General features: G+C 70.9%; 15 protein-coding genes. 9 read left to right on the forward strand and 6 right to left on the reverse strand.

The window, feature by feature from the left end:
* The first annotated feature begins 431 nt into the window (after nucleotides 1–431).
* On the forward strand, nucleotides 432–632 hold the full coding sequence (locus tag OOZ19_RS29490) for a hypothetical protein (protein ID WP_266093450.1): 201 nt from the start codon (nucleotides 432–434) through the stop codon (nucleotides 630–632).
* A gap of 259 nt (nucleotides 633–891) precedes the next feature.
* Here OOZ19_RS29490 and OOZ19_RS29495 read toward each other — a convergent pair whose 3' ends face one another.
* Nucleotides 892–1,365: a histone-like nucleoid-structuring protein Lsr2 gene (locus OOZ19_RS29495; RefSeq protein WP_266093451.1), complete on the reverse strand. Its 474-nt coding sequence runs from the start codon at nucleotides 1,363–1,365 to the stop codon at nucleotides 892–894.
* Nucleotides 1,366–1,766: 401 nt separating this feature from the next.
* Here OOZ19_RS29495 and OOZ19_RS29500 point away from each other — a divergent pair, with 401 nt between their 5' ends.
* Nucleotides 1,767–2,111 carry a histone-like nucleoid-structuring protein Lsr2 gene (locus OOZ19_RS29500; protein WP_184477366.1) on the forward strand — a complete coding sequence of 115 codons (345 nt, stop codon included), beginning with the start codon at nucleotides 1,767–1,769 and terminating at the stop codon, nucleotides 2,109–2,111.
* 102 nt (nucleotides 2,112–2,213) lie between these two features.
* Here the strand turns inward: OOZ19_RS29500 and OOZ19_RS29505 are convergent, their stop codons facing one another.
* Nucleotides 2,214–3,116, reverse strand: a complete 903-nt coding sequence (locus OOZ19_RS29505) for a ribokinase (protein ID WP_416309525.1) — start codon at nucleotides 3,114–3,116, stop codon at nucleotides 2,214–2,216.
* A 101-nt stretch (nucleotides 3,117–3,217) separates the two neighbouring features.
* On the opposite strand from OOZ19_RS29505, the gene OOZ19_RS29510 reads away from it, so the two are divergent.
* Entirely contained in the window at nucleotides 3,218–4,300 is a 1,083-nt protein-coding gene (locus OOZ19_RS29510; RefSeq protein ID WP_266093453.1) for a hypothetical protein, read from the forward strand.
* A gap of 71 nt (nucleotides 4,301–4,371) precedes the next feature.
* Here the strand turns inward: OOZ19_RS29510 and OOZ19_RS29515 are convergent, their stop codons facing one another.
* The 4 genes from OOZ19_RS29515 to OOZ19_RS29530 form a co-directional block, all read right to left on the reverse strand.
* Nucleotides 4,372–5,244, reverse strand: a complete 873-nt coding sequence (locus OOZ19_RS29515; protein WP_266093454.1) for a spermidine synthase — start codon at nucleotides 5,242–5,244, stop codon at nucleotides 4,372–4,374.
* A 103-nt stretch (nucleotides 5,245–5,347) separates the two neighbouring features.
* Nucleotides 5,348–5,749, reverse strand: coding sequence for an adenosylmethionine decarboxylase (speD, locus tag OOZ19_RS29520; protein ID WP_243789641.1), 402 nt, complete (start codon nucleotides 5,747–5,749; stop codon nucleotides 5,348–5,350).
* A 100-nt stretch (nucleotides 5,750–5,849) separates the two neighbouring features.
* The gene (locus tag OOZ19_RS29525; RefSeq protein WP_323055195.1) at nucleotides 5,850–7,070 is read right to left on the reverse strand and encodes a type III PLP-dependent enzyme; all 1,221 of its coding nucleotides are present in this window, start codon (nucleotides 7,068–7,070) and stop codon (nucleotides 5,850–5,852) included.
* A 178-nt stretch (nucleotides 7,071–7,248) separates the two neighbouring features.
* Nucleotides 7,249–8,757, reverse strand: coding sequence for a helix-turn-helix domain-containing protein (locus OOZ19_RS29530; RefSeq protein WP_266093455.1), 1,509 nt, complete (start codon nucleotides 8,755–8,757; stop codon nucleotides 7,249–7,251).
* 686 nt (nucleotides 8,758–9,443) lie between these two features.
* Between OOZ19_RS29530 and OOZ19_RS29535 the strand changes: the two genes are divergently transcribed.
* From OOZ19_RS29535 to OOZ19_RS29560, 6 genes are all read left to right on the forward strand, one after another.
* A complete protein-coding gene (locus OOZ19_RS29535; RefSeq protein ID WP_266093456.1) occupies nucleotides 9,444–10,325 on the forward strand; it encodes an FAD binding domain-containing protein in 882 nt (293 codons plus the stop codon).
* Nucleotides 10,316–10,789, forward strand: a complete 474-nt coding sequence (locus tag OOZ19_RS29540) for a (2Fe-2S)-binding protein (RefSeq protein WP_266093457.1) — start codon at nucleotides 10,316–10,318, stop codon at nucleotides 10,787–10,789. The genes OOZ19_RS29535 and OOZ19_RS29540 overlap by 10 nt, the downstream gene beginning before the upstream one ends.
* Nucleotides 10,782–12,161 carry an 8-oxoguanine deaminase gene (locus tag OOZ19_RS29545; protein WP_266093458.1) on the forward strand — a complete coding sequence of 460 codons (1,380 nt, stop codon included), beginning with the start codon at nucleotides 10,782–10,784 and terminating at the stop codon, nucleotides 12,159–12,161. Before OOZ19_RS29540 ends, OOZ19_RS29545 begins: the two co-directional genes overlap by 8 nt.
* Nucleotides 12,158–14,452, forward strand: coding sequence for a xanthine dehydrogenase subunit D (pucD, locus tag OOZ19_RS29550; protein ID WP_266093459.1), 2,295 nt, complete (start codon nucleotides 12,158–12,160; stop codon nucleotides 14,450–14,452). The genes OOZ19_RS29545 and pucD overlap by 4 nt, the downstream gene beginning before the upstream one ends.
* 100 nt (nucleotides 14,453–14,552) lie before the next feature.
* Complete coding sequence (locus tag OOZ19_RS29555; RefSeq protein WP_266093460.1) at nucleotides 14,553–15,053, forward strand: nucleoside deaminase; 501 nt, start codon at nucleotides 14,553–14,555, stop codon at nucleotides 15,051–15,053.
* A gap of 291 nt (nucleotides 15,054–15,344) precedes the next feature.
* Nucleotides 15,345–16,787, forward strand: a complete 1,443-nt coding sequence (locus OOZ19_RS29560; RefSeq protein ID WP_266093461.1) for an NCS2 family permease — start codon at nucleotides 15,345–15,347, stop codon at nucleotides 16,785–16,787.
* The last annotated feature ends 372 nt before the right edge of the window (nucleotides 16,788–17,159 follow it).

Below are 17,159 nucleotides of genomic sequence, written 5' to 3' on the forward strand. Positions count from 1 at the left end.
CTTTTAGAGTTTGTCAATCCAAACCCTAACAGAACCGAATTTCGACCGCTCCAGGGGGGCCAACCTCACGGTCACCCGCACCCCAACCAGTCAAAAACCGACCTACATTTAGAGTTTTGCATTCGAGCGACCCGCCCTACCAGTACTACCCGGAAGCTCGGTTCGACCCCGCCGCACCCGGCCCGATTCGTTTTCGGCCCGTTCCGTGCTGGCAGAAAGAAATCTACAGGGCCCCTGAAAGGCCCCGAACACCACCCCCCTTTAACGCGGAAACCCCAGGTCACCACCCGTCACTCAGATGGCGGCTTGTGCGCGCCCCTCCGATCGGCGGTCGGGGGACGACCTCCTTCGAGTGATCACCGAGCGTTCCGCGGGCCCGGAGGCCCGGCCGCCGGTAGCCTGCTCGCCGACAAGGAGGCAGGGGGTAAACAGTGGACTCGACACCGATCTACACCGAGTTGCAGCAGAAGCTGATCGACCCGGAGGCGAACAACTGGGGACTGAGCGCCCCACCCGAGTTCGCCGCGGCGCTGACCGAGACCGCGGAGTCATCGGCAGCCGAACCCGTGGCCGCGCAACAAGGCGAGTCGGGTGGCCGCGCGAAAGGACGCAGGCACCGCGCGGCGGACTGAAGTCCCGACTCGTTCCGCGCGCGGGGGAGGCGTAAGCGGGCGCGAAGTACGGACTCGACATCGATCCGACCCGTGAACATGAAGAACCGCATCGCGGATGACCACGATGCGGTTCTTTTGCGTTCGGCTCCGGCTCGGCGGAGACATCCTTCCCATCCGGACCGCCCGGCGGCCGGCGCGCCCCGCGTCTCCTACGGGACGACCTCTTCCGCTCACGCGGTCCCGGGACCAGTGGTCCGCCGGGACCGCCGCTGCGGGATCAGTCCACGGCGGACGAGAATTGCGGCAACGACACCGAGGGAACAGCGGAGTCCTGCCGATCCTCCAGCGTTTCGGAACGTTGGTCGGAGATCGTCGGTTCGAGCACGGGGTGATCGACGGGCGACGCGGGCTCTTCGGGAGCCGATTCGGCCGCGGGTTCCGGATCCTGCTGCTTGCTGACCCGATCCTTGCTCCGTTGCGCGGCACCGCGAATCTGCTCGGTCAGCTGTCGGTTCGCCTGCCGGGCATCTCGTTCGTCCCGTTCCTGGCGCTTGGCGGCGGTGGCCGTCTGCTCCCGCTCCGGAGCGCGCGCACGCTCGATGTAACGAGCGAAGACCCCACGCAGGCGCTGCGCGTGCCGTTCACTCAAGTCGATTTCGTAGGTCACACCGTCCAGCGCAAAAGTGACGGTCTGCTGGGCTGGCGACCCGTCTATGTCGTCGACGAGTTCGACCTGAATCCGCTCGGCCATGATCACCTGTCTCGGGAACGTGCCCCGTCTCGATCCGCGACACCTTGCAGGCGAGACTCCTGCGACCCTGACCCACGTTGTAGCACGCGGCATCGCTGTTGTCTCGCGTCAACGATAGAACAGCACCACCGGCGGTTGAGAACCGCCGTGCGGGGGCACCGTCGACCCACGATGCCGGGTCACCGGGCGAACCACCCACGACCCACCGTAGCCGATCGACAGCGAAATCGAGAAAGTAATGTGCCACACAACGGCGGACTCCACATCGATCGGACCCCGGTAGCAGTGCTCACCAGACCCAGGGTGGCACATTTTCGCAACAACGGTTTATTGTTCTGATCGTTCTTCGTACGCTCTTGCACGAAGGCCAGCAATAACGAACCGGAATCGAGGGTTTTCCAGTGGCGCAGAAGGTCACCGTGCAGCTCGTCGACGACGTCGACGGGTCGGAAGCAGAGTCGACGGTCGAGTTCAGCCTCGACGGGGTCGACTACACCATCGACCTGTCCTCCGACAACGCCGCCAAACTGCGGGACTCGCTGGCGTCGTACGTCTCCAGCGCACGCCGGACGGGTGGCCGCAAGCGCGCCGCAGGCAAGGCCAGCAAGGCTGCGGCCGCGCCCACGGCGGCCGACCGCGAACGCAACCAGGCCATTCGGGAATGGGCTCGGGAGCAGGGCATGCAGGTGTCGGATCGGGGACGCATTCCCTCGGAGATCGTGGACGCCTACGACAAGGCCAAGTGAGTCGATCGGGATGTCGCGCGGCGTCGTCCGTGCGAGACCGGACATTTTCCGGTCTGATCGCGTCGACGCCTCGCGACATTCCCGTTCGGCCATCCGCAGCACTCACCGTTCGGCGGCGCGGAACTCGCTGATCTCCTGATCAGTCGGCATCGCCGCCATGGCGCCGTTGCGCCCCACCGCCAGAGCCGACGCGGCCGAGGCCCGTTCCAGCGCCTGCCTGATCCCGCCGCCCGCCGCACGCGTGGCCGCGAGAACTCCGACGAACGTGTCGCCCGCCGCGGTCGTGTCCACCGCCCGCACCGGATGCGCGGGCACCTCCACGATCTCGCCCGCCCGATTCCCGTAGAGCGCTCCGGCGGCACCGAGCGTGATGACGACCTCCGGCACCGAGTTCAGCAATTCCCGCAACGCTTCGCGTGCATCAGCGGAACCCGTGAGCACCGCGGCCTCGTGTTCGTTGGGCACCAGCAGGTCCACGCTCGACAGCAACGCCTCCGGCAGTTCCGCCGCCGGGGCCGGCGTGAGAATCACTGGAACGCCCGCTTCCCGAGCGGCCACCGCGGCCGATTCGACACCGGTGAACGGGATCTCCAGCTGCAACAACAGCGCTCCGCAACCCGCGATGAGTTCCGCGTCCCCCGGGGCGAGCGAATCCAGGCTCGCATTGGCTCCCGGCACCACGACGATCGCGTTTCCGCCGTCGTCATCGACCACGATATGCGCGGTGCCGCTGTTTCCGGTCACCGTGCGCAACCCGTCGGTATTCACACCGTATTCGTTCAATGCCGCCCGGAGCCGCTCCCCCAGTTCATCGTCGCCGACCGCGCCGATGAACCGCGCGGGCGCACCCGCACGGGCCGCGGCGACCGCCTGATTCGCCCCTTTTCCTCCCGGTGCCGTCCGGAATTCGCGTCCCAGCACGGTTTCACCGCGCCGTGGTGCGATTCCGGTATAGGCCACCAGATCCATATTGCAACTGCCGAACACCGCCACCGTCGTCGCCACCCGGCCCATGATCCCCGATGAGCCGCGGAGACACAGGCGGCTCACCGCGGCGGGCGGCACGTAACATGCCGTGCATCCAGGGAAGGAGAGGGCGAGCAGCGGTGGAATACGTGGTGACGGCGGAACTCGAACCGCCGGTGACGGCGCAGGGGCTCGACGAGCTGCAGCAGCAGGGCGTGGTGGCGCTGCTGGATCGCAGGCTCGCGCTCGTGGAAGGAGTCACCGGCCCAGACCAGGCCGACATCGACGTACTGGACTACCGGATCTCGCCGAGTGCGGACCGCGCCACCGTGGTGCTCGTGCTGGACGCGCCGTCCCTGGTGTCCGCGGAGTGGGCGGCGGCGACCGTGCTCGACGAACTGCTCGGCGAGATCGAACTGCTCAGCGGCTGGTCGGTGGCGGATTCGAAGGTCCGCATCACCGAGGACGAGTTCAACCTGAGCCTGGCCGCGGCGGACGTGCGCACCCCGGACGACTCCAGCGCGCTGGAAGCGGCCGTGGAGGAGGCGCTGGAGTCCTCCGCGGTGGAACCCGCGCTGGAGACGAAGCACTGGCGGGAGACGCTGCTGGAGTGCGCGCCGCGGCTGCGCGCGCTCGGCGCGGACGCGTTCGCCGCCGACGGCGCGAGCGAATCCGCGGGACGGCTGGCGGCGGGGGCGCTGATCCACGCGGTGTGGGTGGTGACCGACGAGATCTTCTACGACGAGCTGTCGTTGTCGATCAACAACGCCACGGTGGACGAGGCGCAGGGGCTGCTCGTGCTGGAGGAGCTGCCGCCCTGCTACGACGACCGCTACGACTCGGCGTTCGCCCGGGCGTTCCTGCTGGCGTCGGCGGCGGTGGCGACGCGGCTCTCGGAACAGGTGTGGACGCCGCCCCGGTGCGTCGCCGAGGCGTTGGCGCTGCGGCTGATGATGCACGAGGCGCAGGTGCTGCTGGAGGCCGCTGGACTGCTGGAGTGGGCGGAGAGCACGCCGATCTTCGCGAAGTTCACCGCCGCCGCGTTCACCGACACCTCCCACGAGGAGCTCTACGAGGTCGACATCCGGCTCGACGAGAACTCCGCGGAGCCGCTGCTGTCCGAGCTGGAGACGGGGTTGCGGGACCGGGGGCTCGCGTTCGACCAGTGGTTCGGCAAGCGCGACGGTGCTCCCGGTCTGCACCCGTACCTGCAGTTCCTCTGAGCTCCGGACAGCGGAAAGCCCGCCGGATCGCGTGATCCGGCGGGCTTTCGCACGTCCCGCTGCTGCGCAGCTCAGTCCTGGTTGCGCACCGAGAACGGCGGCACCGTGCAGCCGATGAGGCTGGCGTCGTCGATGGTGCGCGTCTGGTACTCGCTGTTGGGCAGGTTCTCCAGCATGAGGTTCGTCGGGTCGTCGACCGGCTCGGCGCGGCCGAACAGGAACGCCCACTCGTGCTCGTCGGAGCCGAAGTAGGTGACCGACTCGAACACCGACCGGAACCGGTTGTACGAGCGGATCAGCGTCTCGTTGCGCCACACCGTGGGGCAACCGGCTTGGAACGCGACCACGCCGCCGGGTGCGAGCACCGTCTGGCAGCGTTGCAGGAACTCCAGGCCGTAGAGCCGGTTGTGCTGGCCGTCGGCGTCGTCGGCGCGCTCGTCGGGCAGGTCCACGACGACCAGGTCGTAGCCTTCCGGCGGGGCCTGGTCGAGGAAGCCGATGCCGTCGGCGTAGTGCAGGGTGATCGGGCCGTCGCCGCGTTCCAGCTCGGGCAGCTCCGCGCTGGTGTAGCCGTAGGGCAGGTGTTCGGCGCAGATCCGGACGCATTCCTCGTCGATGTCCACGTGATCGACTCGGGTCGCCCCGGCGGCCACCGCCAGCTGGCTGGCGACGCCTTCGCTGGAGCCGATGATGAGCACCCGGTCCAGGTTCGCGGCCAGCAGGAATCCGGGGACCAGCATGGCCTCGTGGTAGACCAGCTGGGAGAACTCGGTGCTCTGCCGGTCGTCGTCGCAGAACAGGGAGACGCCCTGCGAAGTGCGGCCGATGAGCACGTGCTGGTAGGCGGTGTCGCCTTCCCACACCACCTCGTCGACCCGCCACAGCCGCCGCATGTCGGCGCCCAGGGGCTCGCTGACCCAGCTCTGCCCGTCGATTTCGATCAACGGTGCTCCTCCTCGAAACGTCGCCCTGGATGGGCGGAAGAACGTTGAGTGTCCATTGTGGAGGGGACCCCGCCGGCCCGCGGCCCGCGAGCCGGCGGGCCGGTCACGACACCAGTTCGGGGTCGTAGTCCCGTCCCCGGCGGATCGTGCGGGTGTTCACCGACCCGGGCCGCAGCGCCTCGGCCAGCAGCTCGACCGCGCGTTCCGGTTGCGCCGTGTTCCCGCAGGTGAACACATCGATGAAAATCGATCCCACTTCAGGGTATGTGTGCAGCGACGCGTGGGATTCCGACAGCAATGCCAGCACGGTGACGCCTTGCGGCTCGAACCGTTCGGCGATCACTTGGCACACCGTGGCCTGCGAGCGGCTCAACGCGCTGTGCAAGGTGTCCCGCAGGAACTGCTCGTCGTCGAGCAGCTCCGCGTCCACGCCGTCGAGCTCGGCGAGTACGTGCTGCCCGGTGAACAGACCGACGGGTTGCAGGGTTCCGGCATCAATCGACATCTATCGACCTCCCAACATTTCGCAGATTTCGCTGAGAACGTTCTCGTTCGCGCCGGCTGGGGCACCGACCGCTGCGGCAGGATCCGGCGCACCGCAGCGGTCAGGGTCGTTCGTGCCCGTCGATGCAGTAGGTCGGCAACGGCGGGAAACCGTTGAAGCCGACCGAGGCGTAACTGGCCGTGTAGGCGCCGGCGCTGAGCAGGTCCACGGTGTCGCCCGCCCGCAGCGTCAGCGGCAGCTCGTAGCGGGTGTGCTGGTAGATCACGTCGTCGCCGTCGCACGTCGGCCCGGCGAGCACGACCGGGCCGGTCGGGTCGCCGTCGCGGGAGGTGCGCAGCCGGTAGGTGATCGCTTCGCCCTCGGTTTCGGCGAGCCCGTTGTAGCGGCCCACGTCGAGGTAGATCCAGCGCCGGTCGCTGCCCGTCTCGGGGGTGGCGAGCACGACCTCGCTGCGCAGCACGCCCGCGTCGCCGACGAGGCGGCGGCCCGGTTCGACGAGCAGTTCCGGGCGTTCGGCGCCGAATTCGCGGTCGAGAGCCTGCTCGATGCGGCGGGCGTAGTCGTCCAGCGGCGGCGCGGAGTCGGTGTAGTGCGCGGGGAGTCCGCCGCCGAGGTTCACCATGCGCGGCCGGACGCCGTGCTCGGCGACGCCGCGGAACACCTCGTTCGCGGCGCGGAGTCCGTGTTCCCACGCGGTGGCGTCGTGCTGTTGCGATCCGATGTGGAACGACACGCCGTAGGGGTCGAGGCCGAGTTCGGCGGCGCGGACCAGCAGGTGCACCGCGGTTTCCGGCGGACAGCCGAACTTCCGGCCGAACGGGGTGCGGGATCCCTTGTTGTCCACCAGGACGCGGCAGAAGACCCGCGCGCCGGGGGCGGCTTCGGCGATCGTGGTGAGGTCGGCTTCGCTGTCGGTGGCGAACAGCCGCACGCCCTGCTCGTGGGCGCGGGCGATGTCGGCGCGCTTCTTGATGGTGTTGCCGTAGGAGATGGAGCCCGGTTCGGCGCCCTGCTCCAGGCAGAGGTCGATCTCGCCGGGACTGGCCACGTCGAACGAGGAACCGAGTTCCGCGAGCGCGGCGACGACCTCGGGCGTGGGATTGGCCTTGACCGCGTAGCAGATGCGCGCGTCCGGCAGTGCGGCTCGCAGTTGCGCGTACCTTTCGCGAACCGCCGTCAGGTCCATCACCAGGCAGGGTGTGCCGGGTACCGCGCGATCCAGGAAGTCCTGGACGCGTTCAGCGGAACGTGCCGCGGTTCCGGCGACGTTTCCGTCGCTCGGGCGGTCCGTCACACCGGTGGTGGCGGACTGATCGGTCAATCCCGTTACCTCCGTGTTCTGCGTGGCCTCGCGTGGGGTTCACCGTCGGGCCACCGCGCGGGCGGCCGAGTGCCGACCAAGCACGGTACCGGTCAACGCAGTGGATTACGAACCGATCGGGTGAAACGACCAGGGCTGCGAAGTCGAGTGTGACTACTCCCACGGCCAGAGGGCGCGGTTACGACGGCCGGTCGTCGATGAGTTGCAGTGCGAGGTGGAAATCCACTCGCGCGGAGAGATTTCCCAGTTCTCGTCCGGTGATCTGCTCGATCCGGCCGATCCGATAGCGCAACGTGTTCACGTGCAGGTGCAATCGCGCCGCGCAGCGCGACCACGAACCGGAACATTCCAGGAACACCCGCAAGGTGTGCAGCAGATCCGTGGCGTGCGCCTCGTCGTAGCCGACGAGCGGGCCGAGCAACTTGTCCCGGTAGGACCGGCGCAGCTCCTCCGGAACGGACGCCAGCAGCACCTGGTGCGAAGCCAGCGCGTCCGCGGTCACCACCGCCGACCGCGGATCGTGCTCGGCGAGCCGCCGGGCGTGTCCCGCCTCCTCCACAGCGGAGCGCAAGCTCTCCGCCGTGCCGATGTCGCTGATCCCGGCGCACAACCGGGCCGCGCCCGCGGCGAGCGCGGCGAACTCGCGGAACCGGTCCGGCAGCGCCGACAGCTGTCCCTCGTCGTCGGCGAACACTGCCGCCGCCGCATCCCCCAGCGGCGCGGCCACCGACGGAAGCCCCGTCGTGGCCGCGAGCTCGCGCAGCACGGTGGCGGCCAAGGCCGAACCGGCCGTTGCACCCTGCTCCGGGCGCACCACCGACAGCTGCACGACGCGCAACGGTTCACCCGCGGGGAGGCCGACCGTGTCCAGGCGGGCGGCGACCTCCACCGCGCTGGACGTGCCGTCGAGCAGCCTGCGCAGCGCCGACTCCACGGAGCGCCCGGCGATGGCGCGGGCCTGGTCGACGCGGCTGCGCACCAGCGCGACCACGGTGGCCAGCTCCGCGAGCGCCTCCGGCGGCACCGTCGACTCGCGCACCACGACGAACCACTGGGCGATGCGCGGACCGGTGCCGTCACCGACCACGTGGAACCGGCACCGGCCCCGCGACGTGCGCACCGCCCCGGACGTGGCGTTCGAATCGTGCAAGCCGCGCACCAGCTCCTCGTGCGCGGGCGCGCCGGAAGACCCGGCCAGCACCGCACCAGCACCCGAGACCACCCAGCAGCCGGTGCCGAGCTCGGCCGCGGCCAGCTCCAGCACCTCGTCCAAGTCCGCGCCCGCGGCGAGCGCCGACACCCACTCCCGGCCCGCCGCCCGGTGCGCGGCCATGACCCGCTCCGACAAGGTGCCGAAGCTCAGGGCCACCGGGACCTCCACCAGCGACATCCCGTGCCTGCGGCAGGCCTCGACGAGATCGGGCGGGGTGCTGCCGAGCCACGCGGTGCCCGCCGCGATCGCCGCCACGCCCGCATCGGCGAGCGCGGCCACGAACTCCGCCGAATCCGCCGGTCCGGTGCGCCACATCAGGCCGGTGAGCACCAGCTCGCCGCCGCGCAGGTAGCGGCGCGGGTCGAGCAGGTCGGTGATGTAGGCGCCGCGCACCTCTCGATCGGCCGGGCCGGTGAGCAGCGTCAGGCCCAAGCCCGGGTCGGCGACCAGTTCGCTCAGCTGCACGCCGCTCACTCTGCACCCCCACGGCGCCCGCCGGGAGCCCCGGGCAGCGGCGCTCGCGGCGCGGCGGAGCGAGTGAACGGACCGTTCGCCCAATCCCACTGGACGAACGGTCCGTTCACCCGCATCCAGCACCACCCGCCGCGCCGCTCGTGATGGCGGGACGTTTCCGAGTGAACGGACCGTTCGCCCAATCCCGTTGGACGAACGGTCCGTTCACCTAGAACCAGAAGCCCACCCCGCGCGGCGAGGTTTCCAGAGTGAACGGACCGTTCGCCCAATCCCACTGGACGAACGGTCCGTTCACCCGCATCCAGCACCTGGCGTCGTTGTGAACGGATCGTTCGACCGGTGTCGTTGGGCGAACGGTCCGTTCACTCCGAGTGGTGGCGGCGGTGCCGTGGTCGACGTGGGGTGGGTGAACGGACCGTTCGTCCGATGCGGTTGGACGGACGGGCCGTTCACTCGGGTCGGGGTGCGTTCATGGCGGGGTGATCTCGGGAGTGATCTTCGGGTGGGGGTTCGTAGGAATGTACGAACGGGGTGGGGTCACCCGTCCGGCATTTCGGGTTTTCCACCGCTGGTCAACGACCGTTCACCGGTTGTGTACTGGAGCGACGACCCGCCGGCGGGGGCCGCGAGTGATGTGGCGCTCGGCGACTCGGTCGAGAGACGAACCCCGACAGAGAGAAGGCGCCGTGGACTTCCTGCGTCCGACCTCGTGGCGCGAGGCCCTGGAGATCAGAGCGGACCGCCCGGAGGCGACCGTGCTCGCGGGCGGCACCGACGTGCTCGTGGAGGTCAACTTCGGGCACCGCCGCCCGGAGGCCTTGCTGGACCTCACGAACGTCTCCGAGCACCAGGGCTGGTCCGAGGCCGACGGGATGGTGCGCATCGGCGCTGGCCTGCCCTACACGCGGCTGATCGACGAGCTGGGCGACCGGCTGCCGGGTCTCGCGATGGCGGCCCGGACGGTGGGCTCACCGCAGATCCGCAACCGGGGCACGCTCGGCGGCAACCTCGGTTCGGCCTCCCCGGCCGGGGACGGGCACCCGGCGCTGCTGGCCTCGGACGCGCTGGTCGAGGTGGCCTCCGTGCACCGCACCCGGCTGCTGCCGATCACCGAGTTCTTCACCGGCGTGAAGCGCAGCGCGCTCGCCGCCGACGAGTTGATCGCGGCGGTGCACCTCGCGCCGGCATCGGGGCCGCAGCAGTTCGCGAAGGTGGGCACCCGCAACGCGATGGTGATCGCGGTGTGCACGTTCGCGATCGCGTTGCACCCGGAGCGGCGGCGGGTCGGCACCGGTGTGGGTTCGGCGGCGCCCACCCCGTTCCGCGCGACGGCCGCCGAGGACTTCCTCACCGCCGAGCTCACCGGCACCGACCAGTGGGAGCGCCCCCGCGCGCTGCCCGAGCTGGCCGCGAACCGGTTCGGCGAACTCGTCGCGGCAGCGGCGAACCCCATCGACGACGTGCGCGGCACCGCCGACTACCGGCGGCACGCGCTGGGCGTGCTGGCCCGGCGCACGGTGCACCGCGTGTGGGACGACCACCGCACCAGGAGGCGGCAATGCGCGTGAACTTCACCGTCAACGGCCGGGCGCAGCAGGCCGACAACGTGTGGGAAGGCGAGAGCCTGCTCTACGTGCTGCGGGAGCGGCTCGGGCTGCCGGGTTCGAAGAACGCCTGCGAACAGGGCGAATGCGGTTCGTGCACGGTCACCTTGGACGGTGTCGCGGTGTGCGCGTGCCTGGTCGCGGCGGGCCAGGCCGAGGGCCGCGAGGTGGGCACCGTGGAGGGCCTCGCCGACGGGGATCGGCTCAGCGACGTGCAGCAGGCGTTCCTCGACGCGGGCGCCGTGCAGTGCGGTTTCTGCACGCCGGGACTGCTGGTGCAGGCGACGGACCTGCTGGACAAGCAGCCCGAGCCCTCGGACGTGGAGATCCGGGAGGCGCTGGCGGGCAACCTGTGCCGCTGCACCGGCTACGAGAAGATCATGGACGCGGTGCGGCTGGCCGCCCGGCGGAAGTCCGGTCATGACTGAGCCCACCCGGTTCGTGCTCGACGGTGCCGCGATCGCCACCGTCGACGGCGCGGAGCACGCCGAAGGCCACGTCGTCGTCGAAGGCGACCGGATCGTCGAGGTCGCCCCCGGCCGGGCCGACCCGTCGCGCGGTGAGCGGATCGACGTGAGCGGCTGCCTGATCACTCCCGGCCTGGTCAACACCCACCACCACCTGTACCAGTGGGCGACGCGCGGCTACGCGCCCGATTCGCCGCTGTTCGACTGGCTGACGCGGCTCTACCCGGTGTGGGCGGGGCTGGACGAGGACGGCACGCACGCGGCAGCCGCCGCCGGGCTGGCCCGGCTGGCGTTGTCCGGGGCGACCACGGTCGCCGACCACCACTACGTGTTCCCCCGCGACGGGGGCGACGTGTTCGGCGCTGTCGTCTCGGCCGCCGGGAGCGTCGGGCTGCGGCTGCACGCGGTGCGCGGCTCGATGGACCGGGGCCGGTCCCGCGGCGGGCTGCCGCCGGATTCCCTGGTGGAGGACCCCGACACGGCGCTGGCCGGAACCGATGCGGCGATCAGCCGGTTCCACGATCCGTCCCCGGGCTCGGCGGTGCGGGTCGCGGTGGGCCCGTGTTCGCCGTTCAGCGTCAGCGAGCGGCTGATGAGGGAGAGCGCGGAGCTGGCGCGGGCGCGCGGGGTGCGGCTGCACACCCACCTCGCGGAGACCGCCGACGAGCAGCGGCAATGCCTCGCCGAGTTCGGGCGCACCCCGGTGGAGTACGCCGACGACCTGGGCTGGCTGGGGCCGGACGTGTGGCTCGCGCACACCGTGCACCTGGCGGAGTCGGCCATCGCGCGGCTCGCCGAGACGGGAACCGGTTCGGCGCACTGCCCCAGTTCCAACGGCAGGCTCGGCGCGGGCGTCGCGCCGGTGCGCGCGCTGCTGGACGCGGGCGTGCCGGTCGGGCTCGGGGTGGACGGCGCCGCCTCGAACGAGGCGGGCGGGCTCGGCGAGGAGATGCGCCAGGCGTTGCTCACGGCCCGCGCCCGGCACGGCCCGGAGGCGCTGTCGGTGCGGGAGGCGTTGTTCGCCGCCACCCTCGGCGGCGCGCGCTGCCTGGGCAGACAGGACGAGATCGGCTCGCTGCGGCCCGGCAAGCTCGCCGACCTCGCGGTGTGGCGGCTCGACGGGCTCGCGCACGCCGGGATCGACGACCCGATCGCCGCGCTCGTGCTGGGTCCGCTGCCGCCGTTGCGGCTGCTGCTGTGCGGCGGGCGCGGCGTCGTCCAGGACGACCTGCTGAGCTCGGTGTCCGAAGTGGACTTGGCGCGCGACCTGCGCGCTGCGAGCGCCGGAATCCGCGCACGATCCGAACGACTCCACGGGGAGGTGGCCCGATGAGCGGCCCGACGCGCACTCCGCAGGACCTCGACACCGGCATCGCGGGCGGCATCGGGGAATCCCCGCTGCGCCCGGACGGCACGTTGAAGGTCCGCGGCGAATTCGCCTACTCCTCCGACCTGTGGGCGGAGGACATGCTGTGGGGCGCGACGCTGCGCAGCCCGCATCCGCACGCGCGGATCACGTCGCTCGACGTGGGCCCGGCGCTGCGGCTGGCCGGCGTGCACGCGGTGCTCACCGCCGCCGACGTGCCCGGCGCCAACCGCTACGGCCTCAAGACGCAGGACCAGCCGGTGCTGGCCGAGGACGTGGTGCGCTACCGGGGTGAGGCGGTCGCGCTGGTCGCCGCCGACCACCCCGAAACGGCCCGCCGGGCGCTGGAGCGCATCGAGGTCGGCTACGAGGTGCTCTCCCCCATCACCAACGCCGAGCTCGCCGCGCACGACGAGACGCTGCCGAAGCTGCACCCGGACGGCAACGTGGTGCGCCACCAGGTGATCCGCAAGGGCGACCCGGAGGCCGCGGCCGACGTCGTGGTCTCCGGCGTGTACACCGTCGGGATGCAGGACCAGGCGTTCCTCGGGCCCGAATCGGGGCTCGCGATGCCCGCCGAGGACGGCGGTGTCGACCTCTACCTGGCGACCCAGGACCTGCACTCCGACCGCAAGCAGACCGCCGCGGCGCTGGGACTGCCGCCGGAGAAGGTGCGGTTGACGCTATCCGGGGTCGGCGGTGCGTTCGGCGGCCGGGAGGACCTGTCCATCCAGGTGCACGTGTGCCTGCTGGCGCTGCGCACCGGGAGACCGGTGAAGATGGTCTACGGCAGGGAGGAGTCCTTCTACGGCCACGTGCACCGGCATCCGGCGAAGATGTACTACGAGCACGGCGCGACCCGCGACGGCGACCTCGTGTACGTGAAGGCGCGGCAGTACTTCGACGGCGGCGCCTACGCGTCGAAGACCCCGGTCGTGGTGGGCAACGCCTCCACTCTCGGCGTCGGCCCGTACCAGGTGCCGAACGTCGACCTCGAATCCTGGGGCCTGTACACGAACAACCCGCCGTGCGGGGCGATGCGCGGGCTCGGGGCGGTGCAGCCGACCTTCGCCTACGAGTCGCAGATGGACAAGCTCGCCGCCGCGCTCGGCGTGGACCCGGCGGACCTGCGGATCCGCAACGCCGTGGCGCAGGGCGACGAGCTCCCCACCGGGCAGCGGCTGGACTTCCCCGCCCCGGTCGCCGAACTGCTGCAACGCCTCAAGGCGATTCCGCTGCCGCCGCGGCGCGAGAGCAGCGACATCCGCGATCTACCCGGCGGCGCCTCCAACACGACGCACGGCGAGGGCGTGGTGCGCGGTGTCGGCTACGGCGTGACGATCAAGAACATCTGCTACTCCGAAGGCGCCGACGACTACTCCACGGCGCGGGTGCGGCTCGAACTCATCGGCGGTGAACCGATCGCGGAGGTGCACACCGCCGCCGCCGAGGTCGGGCAAGGCCTCGTCACGGTGCAGCAGCAGATCGCCCGCACCGAACTGGGCGTCGAACGCGTCACCATCCACCCCAACGACACCTCCGTCGGCGCCGCCGGATCCAGCTCCGCGTCCCGGCAGACCTACGTGACCGGCGGAGCCGTGCAGACCGCCTGCGCCGCCGTGCGGGACGCGGTGCTGCACCGGGCAGCCGAACTGCACGGCGTCGCACCGGCCGCGTTGACGCTGCACGGCGGCAAGATCACGTCCACGACCGCGGGTGTGCTCGCCGACCTCACCGAGATCCTCGGGGACGGCCCCATCGAGCTGACCAGGGAATACCACCACCGGCAGACGTTCCCCATGGACGAGAACGGCGCCAGCGACATGGTCCAGGTGCAGCACGCGTTCTCCGCGCACCGCGCCATCGTCGACGTCGACACCGAACTCGGCCTGGTCAAGGTGGTGCGGCTGGACTGCGTGCAAGACGTGGGCAAAGCCGTGAACCCGGACGCCATCATCGGCCAGATCCAAGGCGGCAGCGCCCAAGGGCTCGGCCTCGCCGTGATGGAGGAGATCCAGGTCTCCGGGGGCGAGATGCGCAACGCGTCGTTCACCGACTACCTCATCCCCACCATCCTCGACATGCCGCCGATGGAGATCGACATCATCGAGCGCGGCGACCCGAACGCGCCCTACGGCGTGCGCGGCGTCGGCGAGCCGCCGACGATCTCCACCACGCCCGCCGTGGTCGCCGCGATCCGCGCCGCCACCGGCAAACCGCTCACCCACGTGCCGGTCGCGCCGCACCACATCATCTGAGCCCGGCGGCCCGGACGGCGATCCCGTCCGGACGGCCCGCTCTCGAACATCCCGGAACCGGCGATGCCCGCTGATTCCCCGACACGGCTGGAGATTCCACTTGCCCACCGAAACCGACTCCCCCGGCGTCGCCGCGACCGAGGCCCGCTGGGTCGCGGAGGCGATCGACCTGGCCACCGGCAGCGTCGACGACGGCGGCGGCCCCTTCGGCGCCCTGGTGCTGCGCGACGACCGGCTCATCGCCACCGGCACCAACCTCGTCACCCCCGACCTCGACCCCACCGCGCACGCCGAGGTGACGGCCATCCGCCGCGCCTGCGGACGACTCGGCACCTTCGACCTCACCGGCTGCGTGCTGGTCAGCTCCTGCGAGCCGTGCCCGATGTGCCTCGGCGCCGCGTTGTGGTCGCGGGTGGACCGCGTCGTCTACGCCGCCGACCGGGAGGACGCCGCGCGCGGCGGGTTCGACGACCGCGCGTTCCACGACCTGTTCCGCAACCCCGACCAGCCCTGGCCCACCGCCGTGGCGCAGGTCGAACTGACCGAGCGCACCGCGCCGTTCGACCGGTGGCTCGCGAAGCCCGACCGCGTCGACTACTGAACCCCACCGAGTTGTTCGGCGGTGCCGGACTTCTCGCCGCGGGACCGGCTTCTCGCCCTCGCGTCGAGGCGCCGAGAACCGCCGGTGAACCGGTCGCGTACCGGGACGCCGCTCAACGGCCTCGCCGCTGACCCGAGCCGAAGCTCGTTGGTCCGATGACACGTCGACTCTGATCCCGACCCGAACGCCGCGCCCGAACCGGGTGCCGACCTCCCCTGCCTGAATCCCACCCGCGCACCCGGCGCACTCGCTGCTCGCGAGTGCCCGCGACCTCGCGCGCCCGGAGGCCCCATGTCCGGCAAGCAGCCCACCGCACTCGACCGGCCGCACCTTCTCGACCGCTACTTCCGCATCACCGCCCGCGGCTCCACGCTGAGCCGGGAGATCCGCGGCGGTGTCACCACGTTCGTCGCGATGTCCTACATCGTGCTGCTCAACCCCCTGATCCTCGGCGCCGCCGCCGACAGCACCGGCGCCACGCTCACCACCACCCAGCTCACCACCGCGACCGCCCTGTCCGCCGGAGTGATGACGGTGCTGATGGGCGTCGTCGGCAACGCCCCGCTGGCGATGGCCGCCGGGCTCGGCGTGATCCCCGTCGTGGCGTTCACCATCGCCCCCGCCATGACCTGGGCGCAGGCGTTCGGGCTCGTCGTGCTCGAAGGGCTCGCGATCGTGGTGCTCGCCGCCAGCGGGGTGCGGCAACGCATCATCCGCGCCATCCCCGAACCGCTGAAGGTCGCGCTGACCGTGGGCATCGGGCTCTACATCGCACTCGTCGGACTCGTCAGCGCCGGCTTCGTCACCCGCAAACCCGACGCGGCCGACACCACCGTGCCCGTGCAGCTGGGCACCGGCGGGCACCTGTCCGGATGGCCGGTCGCGCTGTTCTGCGTCACGGTGCTCCTGATGATCGTGCTGGTCACCCGGCAGGTGCCCGGCGCGATCCTGATCAGCATCGCGACCGGCACCGCGCTGTCGCTCGCCGTGCAAGCGCTGTGGCCGCTGCCCGCGGAGCAGTGGGGCGTGGTCACCCCGGAACTGCCCGACAGCCTCGTCTCCGCACCCGACCTCAGCCTGATCGGGCACGTCGACCTGTTCGGCGGGTTCGGCACCGCCGGGGCCGTGGCGTGCGCCGCGTTCCTGTTCACCCTCATCCTGTCCGGGTTCTTCGACGCCATGGGCACGATCACCAGCGTCAGCCGCGAAGCCGGGCTCAGCTCCCCCGACGGCGACGGCACCGACGTGCCCGGCATGGGCCGCATCCTCGTCGTCGACGGCATCGGGGCCGTCGCGGGCGGGCTCAGCGGGAGCTCGCCGAACACCGTGTTCCTCGAATCCGCGGCCGGTGTCGGCGAAGGCGCGCGCACCGGACTCGCCAGCGTCGTCACCGGCGTCCTGTTCGCCGCGACCACCCTGTTCACCCCGCTCGCCGCGGTGGTGCCCGCGCAGGCCGCGGCCCCGGCGCTGGTGCTCGTGGGCGGGCTGATGATGGCGCAGTGCAGGCACATCCCGTGGCAGGACCAGAGCTACGTGCTGCCGGTGTTCCTCACCGTCGCGGTCATCCCGTTCACGTACTCGATCACCAACGGCATCGGCGCCGGGCTCATCGCCTACTGCGCGATCCGGATCTGCCAGGGGAAGGCGCGCGAACTCGGTGCGCTGCTGATCGCGCTGGCCGCGGTGTTCGCCCTGTACTTCGGCATCACCGGCATCGAAGCCCTCCTCGCCTGACCCGCGTTTCGGGGTGAACGGACCGTTCGTCCAACGGCATCGGACGAACGGTCCGTTCACCCCACCGCAAGCCTCCGCCCGGCAGCCACGCCGTGGCCGCCACCGGATCGGAGTGAACGGACCGTTCGTCCAACGGGATTGGTCAAACGGTCCGCTCACCCCATCCGCCCCCCGTGCTCGACGTCCGCCCGGCTCCGAGCAGGACGCCCGCGCGGCTGCGGGCTGGAGTGAACGGACCGTCCGTCCAACGGGATTGGTCAGACGGTCCGTTCACTCCAACCCGTCCGCACCGGTGGCTGCGGGAGATCGTGCGGACGGGGGTGGGGTGAACGGATCGTTCGTCCAAGGGGGTTGGGCGAACGGTCCGTTCAC

Origin of the sequence: Saccharopolyspora sp. NFXS83 (genome assembly GCF_026241095.1) — a bacterium.
Taxonomy (GTDB): Bacteria; Actinomycetota; Actinomycetes; order Mycobacteriales; family Pseudonocardiaceae; genus Saccharopolyspora_C.

Coding starts and splice junctions, on each gene's coding strand:
- OOZ19_RS29495 (WP_266093451.1), bottom strand. CDS start 1,365: ATGGCCGAGCGGATTCAGGTCGAACTCGTCGACGACATAGACGGGTCG.
- OOZ19_RS29540 (WP_266093457.1), top strand. CDS start 10,316: ATGCGCGTGAACTTCACCGTCAACGGCCGGGCGCAGCAGGCCGACAAC.
- speD (WP_243789641.1), bottom strand. CDS start 5,749: ATGTCGATTGATGCCGGAACCCTGCAACCCGTCGGTCTGTTCACCGGG.
- OOZ19_RS29545 (WP_266093458.1), top strand. CDS start 10,782: ATGACTGAGCCCACCCGGTTCGTGCTCGACGGTGCCGCGATCGCCACC.
- pucD (WP_266093459.1), top strand. CDS start 12,158: ATGAGCGGCCCGACGCGCACTCCGCAGGACCTCGACACCGGCATCGCG.
- OOZ19_RS29560 (WP_266093461.1), top strand. CDS start 15,345: ATGTCCGGCAAGCAGCCCACCGCACTCGACCGGCCGCACCTTCTCGAC.